General features: G+C 50.3%; 10 protein-coding genes. 7 read left to right on the plus strand and 3 right to left on the minus strand.

The genetic code is table 11. From position 1 onward, the window contains the following. Positions 1–8: 8 nt before the first annotated feature. Positions 9–1112: a phosphoribosylaminoimidazolesuccinocarboxamide synthase gene (locus HRH59_RS02450; protein WP_173499684.1), complete on the minus strand. Its 1104-nt coding sequence runs from the start codon at positions 1110–1112 to the stop codon at positions 9–11. Between the two features lie 244 nt (positions 1113–1356). Here HRH59_RS02450 and HRH59_RS02455 point away from each other — a divergent pair, with 244 nt between their 5' ends. Beyond that, entirely contained in the window at positions 1357–2667 is a 1311-nt protein-coding gene (locus HRH59_RS02455) for a DUF4397 domain-containing protein (protein ID WP_173499685.1), read from the plus strand. A 161-nt stretch (positions 2668–2828) separates the two neighbouring features. On the opposite strand, the gene HRH59_RS02460 is transcribed toward HRH59_RS02455, so the two are convergent. Then, positions 2829–4301, minus strand: a complete 1473-nt coding sequence (locus HRH59_RS02460; protein WP_173499686.1) for an OmpP1/FadL family transporter — start codon at positions 4299–4301, stop codon at positions 2829–2831. 316 nt (positions 4302–4617) lie between these two features. Between HRH59_RS02460 and HRH59_RS02465 the strand changes: the two genes are divergently transcribed. The 6 genes from HRH59_RS02465 to HRH59_RS02490 all read left to right on the plus strand — a co-directional run bounded on the left by HRH59_RS02465 (position 4618) and on the right by HRH59_RS02490 (position 17564). Further along, positions 4618–5688, plus strand: a complete 1071-nt coding sequence (locus HRH59_RS02465; protein ID WP_173499687.1) for an efflux RND transporter periplasmic adaptor subunit — start codon at positions 4618–4620, stop codon at positions 5686–5688. Positions 5689–5937: 249 nt separating this feature from the next. Further along, positions 5938–9198 carry an efflux RND transporter permease subunit gene (locus HRH59_RS02470; protein WP_173499688.1) on the plus strand — a complete coding sequence of 1087 codons (3261 nt, stop codon included), beginning with the start codon at positions 5938–5940 and terminating at the stop codon, positions 9196–9198. Further along, a complete protein-coding gene (locus HRH59_RS02475) occupies positions 9195–12260 on the plus strand; it encodes an efflux RND transporter permease subunit (RefSeq protein WP_173499689.1) in 3066 nt (1021 codons plus the stop codon). The genes HRH59_RS02470 and HRH59_RS02475 overlap by 4 nt, the downstream gene beginning before the upstream one ends. 190 nt (positions 12261–12450) lie before the next feature. Further along, positions 12451–13053 carry a TMEM165/GDT1 family protein gene (locus HRH59_RS02480; RefSeq protein ID WP_456239043.1) on the plus strand — a complete coding sequence of 201 codons (603 nt, stop codon included), beginning with the start codon at positions 12451–12453 and terminating at the stop codon, positions 13051–13053. 260 nt (positions 13054–13313) lie between these two features. Beyond that, complete coding sequence (locus HRH59_RS02485) at positions 13314–14435, plus strand: efflux RND transporter periplasmic adaptor subunit (RefSeq protein WP_173499690.1); 1122 nt, start codon at positions 13314–13316, stop codon at positions 14433–14435. A 36-nt stretch (positions 14436–14471) separates the two neighbouring features. Then, positions 14472–17564 (plus strand): efflux RND transporter permease subunit, encoded by a 3093-nt coding sequence (locus tag HRH59_RS02490; RefSeq protein WP_173499691.1) that lies wholly within the window; start codon positions 14472–14474, stop codon positions 17562–17564. 63 nt (positions 17565–17627) lie between these two features. On the opposite strand, the gene HRH59_RS02495 is transcribed toward HRH59_RS02490, so the two are convergent. Further along, positions 17628–18275 (minus strand): energy-coupling factor ABC transporter permease, encoded by a 648-nt coding sequence (locus tag HRH59_RS02495; RefSeq protein ID WP_173499692.1) that lies wholly within the window; start codon positions 18273–18275, stop codon positions 17628–17630. Between the last annotated feature and the right edge of the window lie 83 nt (positions 18276–18358).

Genomic DNA, 18358 nt, shown 5'->3' on the forward strand with positions numbered 1-18358 from the left:
GGTTTGTACTAAACAATCAGGCCGTAGTGCTTATCCAGCACGGCAATAATTTCTGCTTTCGGGTTGGCCGACAGCTCAATCTTCTTGCCAATTACTTTTTCGGCTATACCGAGGTAAGTGCGGGAGATATCCAGCATCACTTGTGTGGGCAGGGCATTATCACGTGCCAGTGCTTCGCGCTCGGGCATACGGTCTTTATTCAGCAGAATATCCGGCTCGGGGAAGTTGTTTAGCAGCCACTGGCGGAAGCCTTCTTTTGATTGTTCTATAATGTTGCCGTTACGCCAGCCGGCGCCATCCCAAATACGTGAGCTGTCCGGCGTCCCGACTTCATCCATATAAATCAGTTTGCTATTGCCTGTGGCATCTTTAACGTAGCCAAACTCAAATTTGGTATCAACAAATATCTGGTCCAGTTTGGCCAGGGCATCGCTTATTACGCCAAAGCCCTGTTTCAACAGCTTTTCGTATAAGTCGATATCGGATGCTTGTTCAAAGCCAAAGGCAGCGCTGTGACGTTCGATATCAGCACGGGAAATATTGACATCATCTGCTTCCGGTACGCCGTCTAATCCGCTCAGAATACCTTTGGTAGAAGGCGTAATTAAAATCTGTGGCAGTTTTTGATCTTTTTGCAGGCCTTCAGGCAAGGTGATGCCGCAAAATTCACGCTCACCTTTGCTGTAAGCACGCCACATCGAGCCGGTAATGTACTGGCGGGCGATGGCTTCAATTTTTACCGGCCTGGCTTTTTGTACTATCCATACCAGCGGGTGTGGGATATCCAGAATATGGCTGTCGGCCAACCCATGTTGTTTAAACAATGAGAACCAATGGTTGGAAATTGCATTTAACGCCGCTCCCTTGCCAGGCACGCCGTTTAAGCCGTTTTCACCATGCCAAATGCAGTCAAAGGCCGAGATGCGATCACTGATTACCATAATCGCCAGCGGCGTATCGGCAGCGACCGGGTAGTTTTTCTCGCGGATAAGCCTGGCGCTGTCTGCTGCGGTTAACCAGTATACGCTGCGCACTTTGCCGGAGTGGACCGGTAAATCTGTACGAATTGGCAAGTCGTCATTGACCGCCAGAACCTGAGTTGCAAGAGTCATCTTCACTTCTTCTGAGGCTGAGAAAAGGCGCGCAGAGTGTAGCAGAAACTGTAGCGTAACTGAATCGGTCTGCGCTGTTGTTTACCGCCTTAACCGGCGGTCGGGTATGCCGGTGTAGTATGCAAAATAATGGCTTTTGTAATTAAGCGTAACCAACTGTTTTTAATAGTAAAGCGCCATGGTGTTCTGCAAGGTAAATCCTTACCCTGAGCCGGAATTACACCATCCTCAGGAAAAGGCATATATGAAATCAGTTTATTTAGTATCATTGCTGGCCGTAGCGACCTTGTCAGGCCTGGCCGGCTGTGGCGGCAGTAGCAGTAACGACGCTACGGCAGACAGTTACATTCAGTTTTACAACGGCGCCGCCGTATCGGCCAATACGTTACTGAAAGCCGGTGATACCAATGCCGGTACAGCCACTTTTGGCGATGTCAGTACGCTTAGTGCGTTTAAGCCGGATACCTATACCGTAGAGCTGACCGATGTTGCCACTACAGACGAGCTGTTAAGCGATGATGTGACGTTGACCAAAGGCGATAAAACGCTGCTAATCCTGACGCAGACCGATGAACAGTACGATTATTTAAACCTCAGCTTTAAGCGTGAGCAGGAACTGGAAGATAAATTTAACCTGTATCTGGTGAATTTATCTGATGAGTATCCGCAGTTAGATGTGCATTTTGCCCCAGAAAATAAACCCTTTAGCGATGCGGAATTAGTTGACTCATTAAGCCGGCATGAAATCAGCACCGTTGTAACCAAAGATACCGGTAAATTTAATATTTACCTGACGTTAGCCGGTGCCACTACACCGCTGTTTGTCGCTGAAGCGGTTAACTTTGCCTATGAAAATACCTATGTATTGATTGTACGTGATAAGCATGGCCCGTTAGCGCAGCAGCTGTCACTGGATTTAGTGCTTAATTCATCCAGTGTGGAGGCGTATAACCATGTTGATGCCAGTGCCCAGTTTCGTGTTTACAACAGCCTGAACCAGCCGGTAGAAGTGGCATTGGATAACAGCGCGGTAGCCACTCTGGCAGCCGGCGAATTAAGCAGCTATATCGACGGCGAAAAAGGTGACTACAGTTTGTCGGCACGGGATGGCGCCGATGCGTTGTTATTAAACAGTGCGCTGCTTAGCCTGGCGGCCGGCGAGAGCAAAACCGTACTCCTGTACGCTGATGCTGATGCCAACACCGAAGCACTGAGCATTACAGAAAAAGACGTGCCGCAGGTAAAACAGCATGATGTCAGCGTAGCTAACCTGGTAACGGATTTTGAGCAGTTGCAGGTGTATTTTGTGCGCCAGAACGAAACTATCGCCAATGCTAAAAACCACATTAAGAATCTGAAGTTTAAACAGCAGCAGTACATCAGCCTGGCTAAAGATTACTATGCTATAGCACTGGTGCATGTGGCTGAAAACGGCAGCACCACCTTACTGGATAAAACTGACAGCATGATGTTAACGCCGGGTGAGCACTATACCTTGCTGGCTGAACAGGATGCCTCAGCACCGTCAGGTTATAAGTTAAAGCTGGTAAATTAAGAACAACTAAAACAATACCGGTAAGTTAGTAGAAACTCACGAACCGGTTTGCCCACACCAACACGCCGTGAACCCATCCTTGGGGGCTCGATTCGGCCATCCTGGCCTGCAACGGTTGGTTTAGGGTAACCCGGTTCTCACGAGGCGTTAATTCGATTTACTTAGAAGCTGTAATTAGCCTGAACCGCAAACAGCTGGCCTTTATTGCTGTAATCGCCCTGATAACCGCTGTTGTACAGCCGCTCGTTCTGCACATTGTACTCGCGCTCATCAACCGATACATCGCCGGTAAACAAGTAGCCGTAGGCGAAGTCCAGGCTTAGCTTATCGCCTAACTGCCAGTTAGCACCAACTGTTAACCAGACACGGTCATTCGTAGGGATACGGGCGGTTTTATGGCTTTGCTCAATCGGGTTCTCGTCATAGGCTACACCGGCTTTAAGCGTCAGCTCCGGTTGATAAACATAAGTGGCACCCAGTGCAAAAGACCAGCTGTTTTGCCAGTATTCCGGAATATAACCAATATAACCCTCACTGTTCAGGTTGGGTGGTAATTGGGTATTTAAAGAAATGCTTGGGTTGGCATCATTGCTGACAATATCAATGCTTTGAAACTCGCTCCACTGCGTCCAGGCAGCGCTGAATTGTACTGATAGCGCCTCTGTTAGCTGTTGGTCCAGGCTAAAGGCGGCGCTGGCCGGAGTGGTTAAATCTAATTGGCTACCTTCAACCAAACGGTTATTTGCGGCCAGCTTGCCGGTGCGTAAATCAATTGCCGGCCGGTTAGGGGCTACCACAGCAAAGTTTGGGTTGCCTGCAACATTGGCACCGGTAATGGGTGTATTGGTAATAACGGAATCGCCTTTTAGCGTGTAACGCACCGCCGAGTGCCAGGTTAATGCCACGCGCGTACCTTTAACCGGTTCGCCGTGAATGCCTAAGGTATAACCAAAGGCAATATCGTCACCTTCAACTTCGTAGTGGCTGTTGCAGTAAGCGTCGTTGTATACCGGCATACCACCAAACATAGCATTGGTAGTGGCTTCGCCCAGTTCACATAAGCCGCTGTGATCTTTGAACTTTGACAAGGTGCCTTCAGCTCGGTTGATTGAAATACCGGCGCCGACAGACCATTGCTCATTCAGTTTATAGCCGATAGCCGGTTGCAGGCTAAGCACTTGAATAGCGGTTTCATCGGCAAAATAGTGGCCGACAAAGTCGTCGTCGTAATCAGATGACAAACCAAAAGGGACATAAAAACCGATACCCCAACTTAATTGTTCTGACATCTTGTCGCTGTAAAACACAAAAGGCACCAGTTCGTTCAAACTATTTGCGCCTTCGCTGCGACCAACTACAGACTGGCCGTTAGCACTTTGTGCTGTTGCGTTGCGGTAATTGGTTTTAGCGCTGATCAGGTTTAAACCACCGGACAACTGCGCGCCGTCCAGTTGGGTTAAAGCCGCAGGGTTAGAGTACACCAGGGAAGCATCGGTAACCTGGGCGCCACGGCCGGCATAGGCATTACCCATGCTGCTGACCGATTGTTCGAATAATTTATAACCTTCAGCCTGCGCCGACAGACTGATAAGAGCGGAAAGTACGGCTACGGAGACGGCGGTTTTTCTAATCATATATACATACCCTGTTGAATGTAAAAAGTCAGCAGTATAGACAGGTCAGACCTTAGAGTACATGCTCTAGCCCGGATTTATTTGTGGCTTGGTCCCGGTTTGACGGTCTGAATTGCCGCGGCGATGCAGTTATGTGAGCTATCTGACTAATAGTTAGTGATTTTGACCAAACTTAAGCAGCAGACGAAGCGATAACCAAAATGAATTTGTTTTATGTAGTTGAAATTATTAATGAATTAACGATAATCATGGCTGGCACGGCTGCTGCATTAGCAATTATAACTTGCTCAGTTTTTAGTTTTCCAAAGGATGAATCATGAAAACGTCACACAGTTTTACCCTTACCGCTGCTGCTGCCATTTTGGCCAGCGTGTTGTTATCCGGTTGTAACCAGGCCAACAGCTCAACGGCCGCCACGACGGCTGAGGCTGTTATCGCCATTCCGGTGGAAGCAACACTGGCGCGGCAGGGCGAGATCAGTAGCAGCTACCGCACTACCGCGACCTTAGAGGCGCGTGCCGAAGCAGAAGTGATTAGTAAAGCTACCGGCATAGTGCAGAAAATTTTAGTGGAAGAGGGCGATAAGGTTGTCGCCGGCCAGTTGTTGGCGCAGTTAGACAATGAACGCCAGCAATACAGCCTGAACAAAGAACAAGCAGAATTAAGCCGGCTTGGCAGCGAGTTAAAACGCATGGAAGAAATGTTTCAGCGTAAATTAATCAGCGCCGACGTGTTTGAAAAGCTGCAATGGCAATATGACGCTCTGCAGGCCAGCGTAAACATGGCTGAGCTGGCACTGCGGGAAACCGATATTCGTGCGCCTATCGACGGTGTGGTATCACGCCGCTACGCTAAAGTGGGCCAGCTGATTAATCAGCATGCTACGCAGTCATTGTTTCACATCGTGTCTAACCAACAACTGGAAGCGGTAGTGCATTTACCGGAGCAGCAACTGGCACAGGCGCGGGTTGGCCAAAATGCCTTATTGCAATTTGCCGGCATGACACCGGTAACAGCAGAGCTGGTACGTATTTCACCGGTGGTAGACGCTGCCTCAGGTACAGTGCGTGCCATATTAAAAGTGGCAAATGCTCAGCAACTGCTAAAACCCGGTATGTTTGCTCAGGTGCAATTACAGTTTGATGTAAAAGCCAATGCGTTATTGCTGCCCAAACGCGCTCTGATGAGCACAGATAACAACCAAACCGTGTTTGTTATCGACAGCGAGAATAAAGTCAGCCGCAAGCAGGTTCATCTGGGTTATCAGGCCGACGATACCGTTGAAGTATTGTCCGGCCTGGCACCTGGTGAACAAGTGGTTATTGCCGGTCAGTCTGCACTGAAAGATGAAGCCCTGGTTAATGTGGTTACTGTTCGCGAGTTTTAACCGGCGGACTTTTCAGTAAGAACCGGTTTACCCTAAGCCAACCGTTGCAGGCCCGGATGCTGACAAATTCGTCAGGAACGAATTTGAACAGCGAAGCTGGTCCGTAGGATAAACTTCAAGGATGAAGTTTATAATCGAGCCCCCAGGGATGGGTTTACGGCGTGTTGGTGTGGGTAAACCGGTTCTTACCAGCGCAGATAACTCAATTTAACTAAGACAATAATAATAACGCTCACAGGACTTGATGCTATGAAGCTGGTCGATATAGCTGTAACCCGCCCCGTTACTATCTGGATGTTTACCCTGGGTATTTTACTCTTTGGTTTGGTGGCTGCCGGCCGCCTGGCCGTGAATTTACTGCCGGATTTATCCTATCCGTCATTAACAGTTCGTACCGAATTTATTGGCGCTGCACCGGCTGAAGTCGAGCAGTTGGTCAGCAAGCCGATTGAAGAAGCCGTAGGCATTGTTAAAGGCGTGCGCAAGGTGCAATCGGTATCGCGCTCCGGCCGCTCTGATGTGGTAATGGAGTTTGATTGGGGCACCGACATGGACGTGGCGGCGCTGGAAGTGCGCGAAAAGCTCGATGTACTGTTTCTGCCGCTGGAAATTGAAAAGCCGCTGTTGCTGCGTTTTAACCCCAACCTCGACCCTATAGTGCGGCTGGCGCTAAGCCGTGAAAATGCCGGTGAAGCGTTAAACCCGGCGCAATTGGTTAGTTTACGTACCTTTGCCGAAGAAGATTTACGCCGCGCGCTGGAGTCTTTACCCGGTGTGGCCGCGGTGCGGCCCGATGGCGGCTTAAGCCAGGAAATTCAAATTCTGGTTGACCCGCAAAAGCTCAGCCAACTGCAACTGGATATCAGCCATATAACCGAACGTTTACGCGAAGAAAACCTGAACCAGGCCGGCGGCCGGCTGGAAACCAGCAGTTATGACTATTTAGTGCGTACCATTAATCAGTTCGAAGATTTAAAGCAGATTGAAAATCTGTACGTGGCGCAGGTTAACGGCAGCCAGGTACGGTTAAAAGATGTGGCCGAAGTACGCGACAGCTTTGTTGACCGGCAAAGTATTACCTATGTTGACGGTAAAGAAGCCATTGAAGTAGCAGTATATAAAGAAGGTGATGCCAATACGGTACAGGTCGCGAAAACGCTGCTGGCACAATTGCCGCAGTTGGAAAAAGCGCTGCCGGCCGGTTACCGCTTAACTCTGGTGTATGACCAGTCAGAGTTTATTAAGCAAGCTATAGACGAAGTAAAATCGGCGGCGGTTATCGGCGGTTTGCTGGCTATGCTGGTGCTGTATCTGTTTTTGCGTAATGTCTGGGCCACGCTGATTATCTCGATATCTATTCCGGTGTCAGTTATCGCGACCTTTAATTTGATGTACGGTCAGGGTATTACGCTGAATATGATGAGCCTGGGCGGTATCGCCCTGGCGGTAGGTTTGCTGGTTGATAACGCCATAGTGGTACTGGAAAACATTGCCAGACACAAAGAGCAGGGCAAACCGGCGTTTGAAGCGGCAAAAACCGGCACACGGGAAGTGGCTATGGCCATTACCGCCTCTACCTTAACCACTGTGGCGGTGTTTTTTCCACTGGTATTTGTTGAAGGTATTGCCGGCCAGTTGTTTCGTGACCAGGCGTTAACGGTGACATTTGCGTTGCTGGCATCGCTGGTGGTGGCGCTTACATTGATACCGACTATGGCTGCCCGCGAATATGCCGGCAAAGCTATACCTGCACCGGTGGTGCCGGCTACGGCTGCGGTTGAACCACGGCGCTGGTATTACTGGCCAACATGGCCACTGCGTATGTTGGGGCAAGCGCTGCGTGGCTTATTGATGTTATTGGTCACCGCAGCAACCCTGGTGTTTCGTGTAATCAGCCGTGGTCTGGCGTTGTTGTTTAAACCGCTGTTGCGGCTGGTGCAATGGCTGCTGAGTGTTATTGAAGCCTTTTACCGTATAGCGCTGCAGGCGGCGCTGGCGGCCAAAGCGCTGACTATTGGCCTGACATTGCTTATCGCCGGCGGTTGTTTTTTATTGTTACCGCGTTTAGGTGCCGACGTGATCCCGGCGATGAGCCAGGGCGAGTTTTATGTTGAAGTGCAATTACCGGTGGGTAGTGCTATTGAGCAAACCGATAAGGTGCTGAAGCAACTGGCGCTGTTGGCCGCTGAGCAAACGGCAGTAAAACGCAGCTATGCGCAGGCCGGTACCGGTGCGCAGATGACAGTAGATCCCGATATCGGCGGTAGCCACTGGGGCCGGTTAAATATAGTCTTACAGCCCGGCAGCAGTGCTGAGCAAGAGCAGCTGGTTATCGGTACATTGCGCGATTATCTGGCACAACAACCGGATGTCACAGTAAAAATTGACCGGCCGCAGTTGTTTAGTTTCTCCACGCCGCTGGAAATAGAGTTGTCCGGTTATGAATTAGCGCAGCTGAAAACGGCGGCCGATGGCCTGGTAACCGCACTGGCCGGCGATCCGCGTTTTACCGATGTGAAAACCAGCCTGCGGCCGGGCCAGCCGGAGATCACGCTGTACTTTAACCACGGTTTGTTATCGCAACTTGGCCTGACTTCACATGATGTGGCTAAACGGGTCGCGGCCTATGTCGGCGGCGAGCTGGCGGGGCAGTATTCGGTTAACGACCGTAAAGTGGATATCCGCGTGCGGTTAGCTGAGCAGTACCGGCAGTCAGAGCAACAGTTAGCGCAGTTGATCATTAACCCCGGCAGCAACAAACCACTGCCGTTGTCAGCGGTTGCTGAAATAAAGCGTGAAACCGGCCCGAGTGAAATTACGCGGATTGGCCAGCAACGTGTCGCTCTGGTGAGTGCGAACCTGGCCTTTGGTGACCTGGAGCAGGCAACACAAAGCGCCGCTGCGATTTTAGCCGGCCAATCTTTGCCCTATGGTGTTACGGCTGCAGTGATGGGCCAAAGCGAAGAGATGCAGCGCGCTTATACCTCATTGACGATGGCCTTGTTGTTGGCGGTGTTTTTGGTGTACCTGGTGATGGCGTCGCAGTTTGAAAATTTGCTGCAGCCGCTGTTAATTCTGTTTACCGTACCGCTGGCAGCTGCAGGTGCTATTTTAGGCTTGTGGCTAACCGATACGCGGTTGTCGGTAATCGTGTTTATAGGTCTGATTATGCTGGCCGGGATAGTGGTAAATAACGCCATAGTATTGATAGACCGTATTAATCAGCTGCGTGGCGAGGGCATGGCGTTGCAGCCGGCCGTTATTGAGGCCGGCGCCAGCCGGTTACGACCGGTATTAATGACTACCCTTACCACCATTTTAGGTTTGCTGCCGATGGCACTGGGTACCGGTGATGGCAGTGAAATTCGCGCGCCGATGGCGATCACGGTGATCTTTGGCCTGGCGCTGGCCACTATGCTGACACTGTTGTTTATCCCGGTATTGTATGCACTGGTAAGCCGTGACGCGGCGCCATCTGCGGTACATGTGGCGCAGGAGACCGGCGTATGAACCAGCAGCCTTTAGCCATTACCCGGTTTGCGCTAACGCGGCCGGTGACCATTTGCATGTTATTTTTGTCGATGCTGGTGTTTGGTATTATCGCCAGCCGCATGCTGCCACTGGAGAAATTCCCCGGCATTGATATTCCGCAAATCTTTATTAATGTGCCGTACAACAACGCCACCCCTACCGAAATTGAACGCTTAATCACAAGGCCACTGGAGGAAGCACTGGCTACGGTTACCGGCATTAAGCAGATGCGCTCCTGGTCAAATGAGAACAGCGCTGAGCTGTCGCTGGAGTTTAACTGGGAAGAGAACATCAGCAGTAAAAGCATTGAAGTGCGCGAGCGGCTGGACAGTATCCGGCATTTATTGCCAAAAGATGTCGAACGGGTACTGGTGTTTCAGTTTAACACCAATGATATGCCGATTTTTCAACTGCGTATTTCCAGTGAGCGCGACCTGGCCATGGCTTACGACCTGCTGGAGCGCCAGATAAAACGCCCGCTGGAACGGGTGCAGGGCGTATCTAAGGTGGAACTGTATGGCGTGGAAAAACGCCAGGTAGTTATCAGGCTTAACCCTGACAAAATGCGGGCATTAAATATTGACGCTACTGCTGTTGTCAGCATGTTGCAAAGCAATAACTTTGCTATGACAGCCGGAGAGCTGCGCAACAGTACAAACAGCATTTTGGTAAAGCCGGTGGGCGAATACCGCGATCTGGAGCAGATCGCTGCGTTGCCGCTGCGGCCCGGTTTAAGCTTGCGCGAGGTCGCCACGGTGCAGTTGGAGTTACCAAAGCGTGAGGACGGCCGTCATCTGGATCAAACCTATGCGGTAGGCATGAATGTGTTTAAAGAGTCCGGTGCCAACCTGGTTGAGGTGGCTAAAGCGGCGCTGGCGGTGGTAGAAGCGGCAGATAAAGATCCGGCGTTTAACGGCATCAGCTTATACATAATGGATGATACCGCCAAAGGCGTAACCACCTCGCTGGCAGATTTACTCAGCGCCGGTGGTATCGGCGCATTATTATCCTTTGCTGTGTTATATCTGTTTTTACGTCATATCGGTACCACTATGGTGGTGGTGCTGGCTGTACCGGTGTCTATTTGTATTGCGCTGGGGCTGATGTATTTTCTTGGCTATAGCCTGAATATCTTAAGCATGATGGGCCTGATGCTGGCTATCGGTATGCTGGTAGATAACGCTGTGGTGGTGACCGAAAGCATTTTTCGTGAACGGGCGGCGGGTGGCGATGTAAAAGCCGCTACTGCACGCGGGGTGCGCAGGGTAAGCCTGGCGGTAGTTGCCGGCACCGCCACAACGGCCATCGTGTTCTTACCTAATATTGTCGGCCAGAAAATGGAGCTGACTATTTTTCTTGAGCATGTCGCCATCGCAATTTGCTTGTGTTTGGCGGTAAGCCTGGTGATGGCGCTAACCTTGATCCCGCTGCTCACCACCGGCTTAAAAATGCAGCCGCAACAGCAGAACAATGCGCCGGATAGAGCCGGTGCATTTGAAGCACGCTACTCTAAGGTGCTGCGTTGGGTGATGTATCATCCGCGCTGGTCGGCACTGTGTGCGGTACTGTTGCTGTGCAGTATCGTCATCCCGATGGGCGCGGTGTCCGGCGGTGACGATGACAATGAAGACAGTGGTCGTATTTTTTTAAACTACAACGTGCAGGGTAACTATGCGCTGGCTGAAGTTGAGGCGGAAGTCAGCATTATGGAAGCCTATTTGTATGCCAATAAAGAGCGTTTTGATATTGCGTCGGTGTACAGCTATTACCGTGCCGGCTACGCTAATTCAATCATTATTCTCAAAGAGCAGTTAAGCCAACCATTAGCGCAATTAAAAGAGAATATCCGCAAAGACTGGCCGGCGCTGGTGCGATCAAAACCGTCTTTTGGTTGGGGTGATAACGGCGGCTTGGAAGTACATTTGCTGGGCAGCTCTACGGAAGTTTTAATGGCGCTGGCCACAGATATTGAGCCAATGCTGGCCGCCGTTAAAGGCCTGGAGGATGTCAGCTCTGAAATTGCCCAAGGGCAGCGGGAAATTCAAATAACCCTGCAACTGGAGCAACTGCAGCGCCATGGTTTAACAGCACAACAAGTTGCCGGTGCCGTAGCACTGGCCCTGCGCGGGACTAATTTACGTACTTATCGCAGCGCAGAGCAGGGCGAGCTGTTAATGCGGGTATTGTACGATGAGAAAGTCAGCCATTCGTTTGCTGAGCTTTCGGCGTTACCCATTTTAACTAAAGACGGCGTGGTAATCAGCCTGCAGCAGCTGGCGACACTGAAAATAGCACCACGGTTGGATCAAATTCGCCGTTTTGACCGGCAAACCGGCATAGCGGTACGGATGAATTTGGCCAAAGACTACAAAATGGACACCGCCCGTGAAGACATTAAAAAAGTGATGGATCAGCTGGCGTTGCCGCCGGGTTATCGCTGGTCATTTCAGGGTGGTTTTCAGCGTCAGGACGAGTCGCAGCAAGTAATGGTAGTCAATATGTTACTGGCCGTGGCCATGATTTACATCGTTATGGCCGCCTTATTCGAGTCGCTGTTATTGCCTACTGCAGTTATCGGCTCCCTACTGTTTTCTCTGGCAGGCGTGTTCTGGACCTTTATGTTTACCGGCACCACCATGGGCATAATGGGCATGATAGGTATGTTGGTGTTAATGGGGATAGTGGTTAACAACGGCATAGTGTTGGTAGACCGTATAAACCAGGACCGGCAGGATAACCCGCAAGCGCCGCTGCGTGAACTGATTATTCAGGCGTGTGAGTCGCGGTTACGGCCGATATTGATGACGGTATCAACCACCGTATTGGGCTTACTGCCACTGGCGCTGGGCGGTACGCAAATTGGCGGCGACGGCCCAAGCTATGCCCCGATGGCGATAGCCATTATCGGCGGCCTGCTGTTTTCTACCCTAACCAGCCTGGTGCTGGTGCCGCTAACTTACCAGGGCCTGGTTAATCTTACTGCCGGTTGGGCCAACTGGCGCGCTAACGCCAAACGCTGGGCCGATAAAGTGTGGGCCTGATTAGTGCTTTACAGCTGCCGGCAGACTGATTAGAATGCGCCGGTCCTTAAGGGAGTAATCTGCAACTGCATTATGCAGTTGCGCTGTGGTCAACATACTTGTGCCTCAATGCACATGGTTACAGCGTTCAGCGCCCGCTGAATTGATGAGACTTAAGACACATTAACGGCCCACTGCGGGAGTCGTTTCTGTGTCTTATGTTATTCCCGCTAAGGTGTTATTGATGGAAGCGCTGTTCTCCTCTTTTACTGCTGTGGCTATTGCTGAAATTGGCGATAAAACCCAGTTACTTTCCCTGTTTCTTGCTGCCAGGTTTCGCGCTAAAGGCGCCATTATTGCCGGCATTTTGGTCGCGACCTTGCTTAACCATGCAGCGTCAGCCTGGCTTGGCGTATGGGTGGCGCAGTTTATTCCGCAGGGCTGGCACAGCGCATTGCTTGGTGGCAGCTTTATTGCTGTGGCGCTGTGGCTGTTAATTCCGGATAAAGACGACAGCGAAGACACAGGCGTTTTACGTTACGGCGCCTTTGCCGCCAGTTGTATCTTATTTTTCCTGGCTGAAATCGGCGACAAAACCCAAATTGCGACGGTGCTGCTGGCGGCCAGTTTCCCTGATGCAGTCTGGTGGGTTATTTGGGGCACAACGCTTGGCATGTTGGCGGCTAATGTACCGGTAGTGTATGCCGGCAGTTGGTTATTACAACGTATACCGCTGAATGTTGCGCGCTATTGTGCCTGTGGCGTGTTTATGCTGATTGGTGTGCTGATTATTTTTTCCGGGTCCGGCTTTTAACCAATAATGCCGGCAACCAATAATGCCGGAAAATAAGTACCGAGCTGTAAATAAAGCAGGCTTGCTGCGCTGTGCCTGCTATTTTGTTACATTTTTTGTCATCATTTTATCACTGTCTTAATGTAGAATGTTTATCGTTACTTTTGCTCTGATCTTATTACGCCGTTGCGCTGTAATGGTTCGGGGCATTTTGTTTGCCTGGCAGTACAGTTCTAATACTATAAACGCCATTGTCTATTACGCACTATCTGGTTGAATTTATGAATAAAATTAAAGCTTTTGTTATCGCCGTCATACTATTGGTAGTGGTGTTTGCTGTATTGGCCGGGGTAAAAGGTAATCAAATCGTGATGATGATTGAATCGGGTGAGCAGTTTGTGCCGCCGCCGGAGTCAGTCAGCACTACTGTAATCGAGCAACAAAGCTGGAGTAATCATTTTACTGCAACCGGTACTGTATTGGCTGATGAAGGTATCACTATCTCAGCGGAAGTATCCGGTAAAGTGAAGCGTATAAGCTTTAAAAACGGTGCTTATGTTGAGGCCGGCACGGTGCTGTTAGAGCAAGAGTCCGGTAACGAGCAAGCTCAGCTGCGGGCTGCATTGGCGCGCTTAACCTTAGCACAACAAAACTATCAACGTCTGGTTGAACTGCGCCGCGATAAAATTGCCACCCAAAGCGAAATGGACGGCAGTAAACAACAGTTGGATTCGGCACAGGCCGAAGTTGACAGCTTACGTTCTACTTTAGATAAAAAAGTGCTGCGGGCGCCGTTCTCCGGCCGTTTGGGTATTCGGGTAGTAGATGTCGGTGCCGATTTACAGCCGGGTGCTGCTGTGGTGTCATTACAGGCCAGTAACGCGGTAAGAGTAAACTTCCCGGTACCGCAACACAAATTGCCTGTGATGCGTATCGGCTTGCCGGTAAGCGTTAGCGTTAATGGTGGCGCGGTGCTGGTGGCAGGCGAAATTACCGCCATTGCACCACAACTTAACAGCGCTACCCGTAATGCTGTGGTGCAGTCGCTGTTGGATAACAAAGCCAATGCCTTAGTACCCGGCATGGCGGTAACGGTGAAGGTAACTTTAGAGCAGCCGTCAGATGTGTTGGTGGTACCGGCAACAGCGCTGATTTATGCGCCTTATGGCGACACGGTCTTTGTCGTTGAAAAAGCCAAACAAGGTGAAGGTCTGGTAGCCAGACAGCAGTTTGTAAGGCTGGGCGCGTCGCGCGGCGATTTTGTTGAAATCCTCGAAGGCGTTAAACAAGGTGATGAAGTGGTTACCTCAGGTGCATTTAAATTGTTTAACGGCCAAAGTGTGATTAAAACCGACAGCCCGGCGCCAAAGTACAGCACAACCCCTACGCCGGCTGATGCCTGATATCGGTTAGTTTAAAAATAACGTATTGAGATAATTATGAAATTCACCGATATTTTTATCAAAAAACCGGTATTGGCCATTGTCGTCAGCTTACTTATCTTGCTGGCAGGCTTTCAGTCAATGAGCAATATGACGGTGCGGCAGTATCCGCGCTCTGACATTGCCGTGATTAAAATTACTACTGTATATGTCGGCGCTAATGCTGAGCTGGTACGCGGTTTTATTACCACACCGATAGAACGGGCTATAGCCTCTGCCGGTGGCATCGACTATATCGAGTCGCAAAGCACCATGGGCGTATCGACCGTTACGGCGCACTTACAGCTGAATTATGATCCGCTCAAGGCCATGACAGAAATCAGCGCTAAGGTGAATCAGGTACGCGGCGAATTACCGCCTGAGTCTGAGCTGCCGGCTATTGCGGTAGAAGCGGCTGACAGCCAGTTTGCCTCGGCTTATTTAAGTTTTTCTTCGGACATTTTGCAGCAAAACCAAATTACCGAGTTTTTAAGCCGTTCGGTGCAGCCGCGTTTAATTGCAATTGCCGGGGTGCAAAAAGCCGACATTTTAGGCGGCCGTACTTTTGCTATGCGTATTTGGTTAAAACCAGAGCAGATGGCCGCGCTGGGTGTAACGGCGTCAGATGTGCGCCAGGCACTTAGCGACAACAATGTACAAGCGGCTATCGGCCAGACGCGCGGTGCTTATACCCAGGTGAATTTGCGCGCCAATACCGACATGAAAAGCGTTGATGAGTTTAAGCGCATTGTGCTACGCCAGAGTGACGCTGGCGTAGTGCGGTTGTCCGATGTGGCCGATGTTGAACTGGGTGCTGATGATTACAATACCAACGTAAACTACTCAGGTGAAACGGCGGTGTTTATGGGCGTATTTGTCTCGCCCACGGCCAATTCACTGGACGTGATTAAAGCCGTAACAGAAGAGATGGCGCTGATCCAATCCGAGTTACCCTCCGGCCTTACCGGTGAAGTGTCGTATGACGCGACTAAATATATTCAGGCCGCTATTGATGATGTGCTGAAAACTCTCGCTGAAACCCTGCTGATTATTGTTATTGTGATCTTTTTGTTCCTTGGCTTTAGCCGCTCAGTGTTAATCCCGTTGGTTGCCATTCCGTTGTCGCTGATTGGTGCGGTATTTATTATGAAGGTGTTTGGCTTCTCGCTGAACTTGCTGACCTTGCTATCGATAGTACTCAGCGTGGGCTTGGTGGTAGATGATGCCATCGTGATGGTAGAGAACATCGAGCGGCATATTCAGGATGGCTTAAAGCCGTTTAAAGCCGCTATTGTCGCTGCCCGCGAGCTCGGTGGGCCCATTATTGCCATGACCATAACCCTGGTGTCTGTGTATGTGCCTATTGGTTTGCAGGGCGGCTTAACCGGTACCTTATTCCGTGAATTTGCCATTACCCTGGCCGGCGCGGTAACCATTTCGGCTATTGTTGCTATTACCTTATCGCCGATGATGGCGTCAAAAATGCTCAAACCACACAGCAGTTTAAAAGCGCCGCTGGACGGCATTTTTAACCGCTTTAAGCATTTTTACAGCCGTCAGTTGGATAAAAGCCTGAATAACCGCATTGGTGTTTATGTGTTCTGGATTGGTATCAGTGCGCTTTGTGTGCCGCTGTACAGCATGTCACCCAAAGAGCTGGCACCAACAGAAGACCAGGGCGTTATATTTGGTATTGTCGACTCACCGGCTAACTCGACGGTAGATCAATCGTCGTTTTACGGTAAGGCGGTGAACGAAGCCTTTATGTCGGTAGAAGAAACCGACTTTACCTTCCAGATCACCTTTCCGACCGGCGGTTTTGGCGGCATGGTTACCAAACCATGGGATGAGCGTGAGCGCACGGTATTTGACATGATGCCGGAAGTGCAGCAGAAGTTATCGCAAATTGCCGGGGTGCGTATTTTACCGATTACGCCGGCGGCACTGCCTGGCGGTGGTAATTTCCCAGTTGAGTTTGTTATTACCTCTACGGCAAATTCAAAAGAAATTTATGACTACGCGCTGCAACTGGAAAAAGTGATGCGCGAAAGCGGCACCTTTCCGTTTCAGCTTATCGATATGAAGGTCGATCAACCCGAGTATTTGCTGAATATAGACCGCGAAAAAGTCGCTGATTTAGGGCTGAATATGCGTGATGTGGTTAACGATTTAGGCACCTTATTAGGCGGTGGTTATGTTAACCGCTTTAATATGGCCGGGCAGAGTTACAAAGTGATACCGCAGGTAAAACGCAGCGAGCGTTTAACCCCGGACAGTTTGACTGATCTGTACATTACCGGTCCTGGTGGTGAAATGATCCGTGTCGATCAAATTGCCAGCCTGAGCCACAGCACAGTGCCGCGCAGTATTAACCGCATGCAGCAGTTAAACGCGGTTAAAATCAGCGCTGTAACCATTAAGCCATTGGATGAAACGCTGCAATATCTGGAAGCTGAAGCGAAAAAAATCCTGCCGGCCAGTTATTCCGTTGATTACACCGGTGAATCGCGGCAGTTAAAGCGTGAAGGTAATACCTTTTTGCCGGCATTCCTGTTAGCCATTACCATGATTTTTCTGGTGTTAGCGGCGCAGTACAACAGCTTTCGCGACCCTATGGTAATTTTATTGGGCTCGGTGCCGATGGCACTGTTCGGTGCCTTAGTGTTTACCTTCTTAAAAATACCGGCACCGATGCCGCACTTTACCGATGCCTTTACCAGCACGTTAAATATTTACTCGCAGGTGGGCCTGGTGACATTAATCGGCCTTATTGCCCGCAACGGTATCTTAGTGGTGGAGTTTGCCAATAAGCTGCAAGAGCAGGGCAAAGCCAAGCTGGATGCCATACGCGAAGCGTCAGTATTACGTTTGCGCCCGGTTATGATGACGAGCCTGGCCACTATTGCCGGCCATACACCACTGATATTTGCTACCGGCGCCGGTGCCGGAGCGCGTAATTCTATCGGTATCGTATTGGTACTGGGGATGACCATCGGTACCTTGTTTACGCTGTTTGTATTGCCGTCGGTGTATATGCTGATTGCCAAAGATCACAGTAAAGACAAGTTAGCCGCAGAAGATGATATCGAGCCGGATACCGCATCGGCATAAAGAATACTGATACAGCAAAAAGCCTGGTTTGTGGCAGGCTTTTTTTTATCCGCAACTGGCGTTTTACTTATCCGGAGCCAAATATTCCCGGTCATAAAAGGTGCGCAACCAGTGCGGCCGGTATATCGCCATTAAGGTAATAGCGCTGCCGTTAAGCAAGGCCTCGGGAAACCAGATTAACAGCGCTAACTGCCAGTAATCATTAATAACCGTATGCCAGTCATAGCGGCCTTCCAGGCCAAACCACAGCGATGTCAGGCTAATTTGCAGCACAATGGTCAGCGCTGCGGCAATAAACCCCGCGACAAAAATATACACAAACAGATGCCGGTTCAGGTAGCGGTAACTTGCCAGGAACAGCAGGTAACTGAACAGCGCCGGCAGTATCACAGTGCTGAGTAAAAATAAGCCGCTGTCTTGCCACGGCAGCTTTTCAAAGCAAACTAACAGCAAGGTGGGCAGCAGACAAATCCACACCGCAATGCGCCAGCCATGACACAGCACCAGAGTAGTGAGCAGCAGAAAATGCAGGTTTAAGCCATCCTTAATACCGGCCTGCACACTCCAGAGTAAGCTTAGCGCCACCACGGAAGCGAACACAAAATGCTGATAGCCTTGCTCATCGCGCAGCTTCGGCAACAATTCCCGCGGGTAAACAGATAACATAAACAGCATTGCCAACAGGGCACCGGCAACTTGCCAACTGGTCATAAGACACCATTTCGCTGGTCTGACATAACGCTATTGTATCGGCTGCGTCTGGTTCAGTCACGATAAGAGAGCGATGGCGAGTT

The organism is Rheinheimera lutimaris, assembly GCF_013283795.1.
Lineage (GTDB): Bacteria > Pseudomonadota > Gammaproteobacteria > Enterobacterales > Alteromonadaceae > Alishewanella > Alishewanella lutimaris.

Bases quoted from the DNA above. Each gene is read 5' to 3' on its own strand.
- HRH59_RS02450 (WP_173499684.1), bottom strand. From the start codon at position 1,112: ATGACTCTTGCAACTCAGGTTCTGGCGGTCAATGACGACTTGCCAATT.
- HRH59_RS02455 (WP_173499685.1), top strand. From the start codon at position 1,357: ATGAAATCAGTTTATTTAGTATCATTGCTGGCCGTAGCGACCTTGTCA.
- HRH59_RS02460 (WP_173499686.1), bottom strand. From the start codon at position 4,301: ATGATTAGAAAAACCGCCGTCTCCGTAGCCGTACTTTCCGCTCTTATC.
- HRH59_RS02465 (WP_173499687.1), top strand. From the start codon at position 4,618: ATGAAAACGTCACACAGTTTTACCCTTACCGCTGCTGCTGCCATTTTG.
- HRH59_RS02470 (WP_173499688.1), top strand. From the start codon at position 5,938: ATGAAGCTGGTCGATATAGCTGTAACCCGCCCCGTTACTATCTGGATG.
- HRH59_RS02475 (WP_173499689.1), top strand. From the start codon at position 9,195: ATGAACCAGCAGCCTTTAGCCATTACCCGGTTTGCGCTAACGCGGCCG.
- HRH59_RS02485 (WP_173499690.1), top strand. From the start codon at position 13,314: ATGAATAAAATTAAAGCTTTTGTTATCGCCGTCATACTATTGGTAGTG.
- HRH59_RS02490 (WP_173499691.1), top strand. From the start codon at position 14,472: ATGAAATTCACCGATATTTTTATCAAAAAACCGGTATTGGCCATTGTC.
- HRH59_RS02495 (WP_173499692.1), bottom strand. From the start codon at position 18,275: ATGACCAGTTGGCAAGTTGCCGGTGCCCTGTTGGCAATGCTGTTTATG.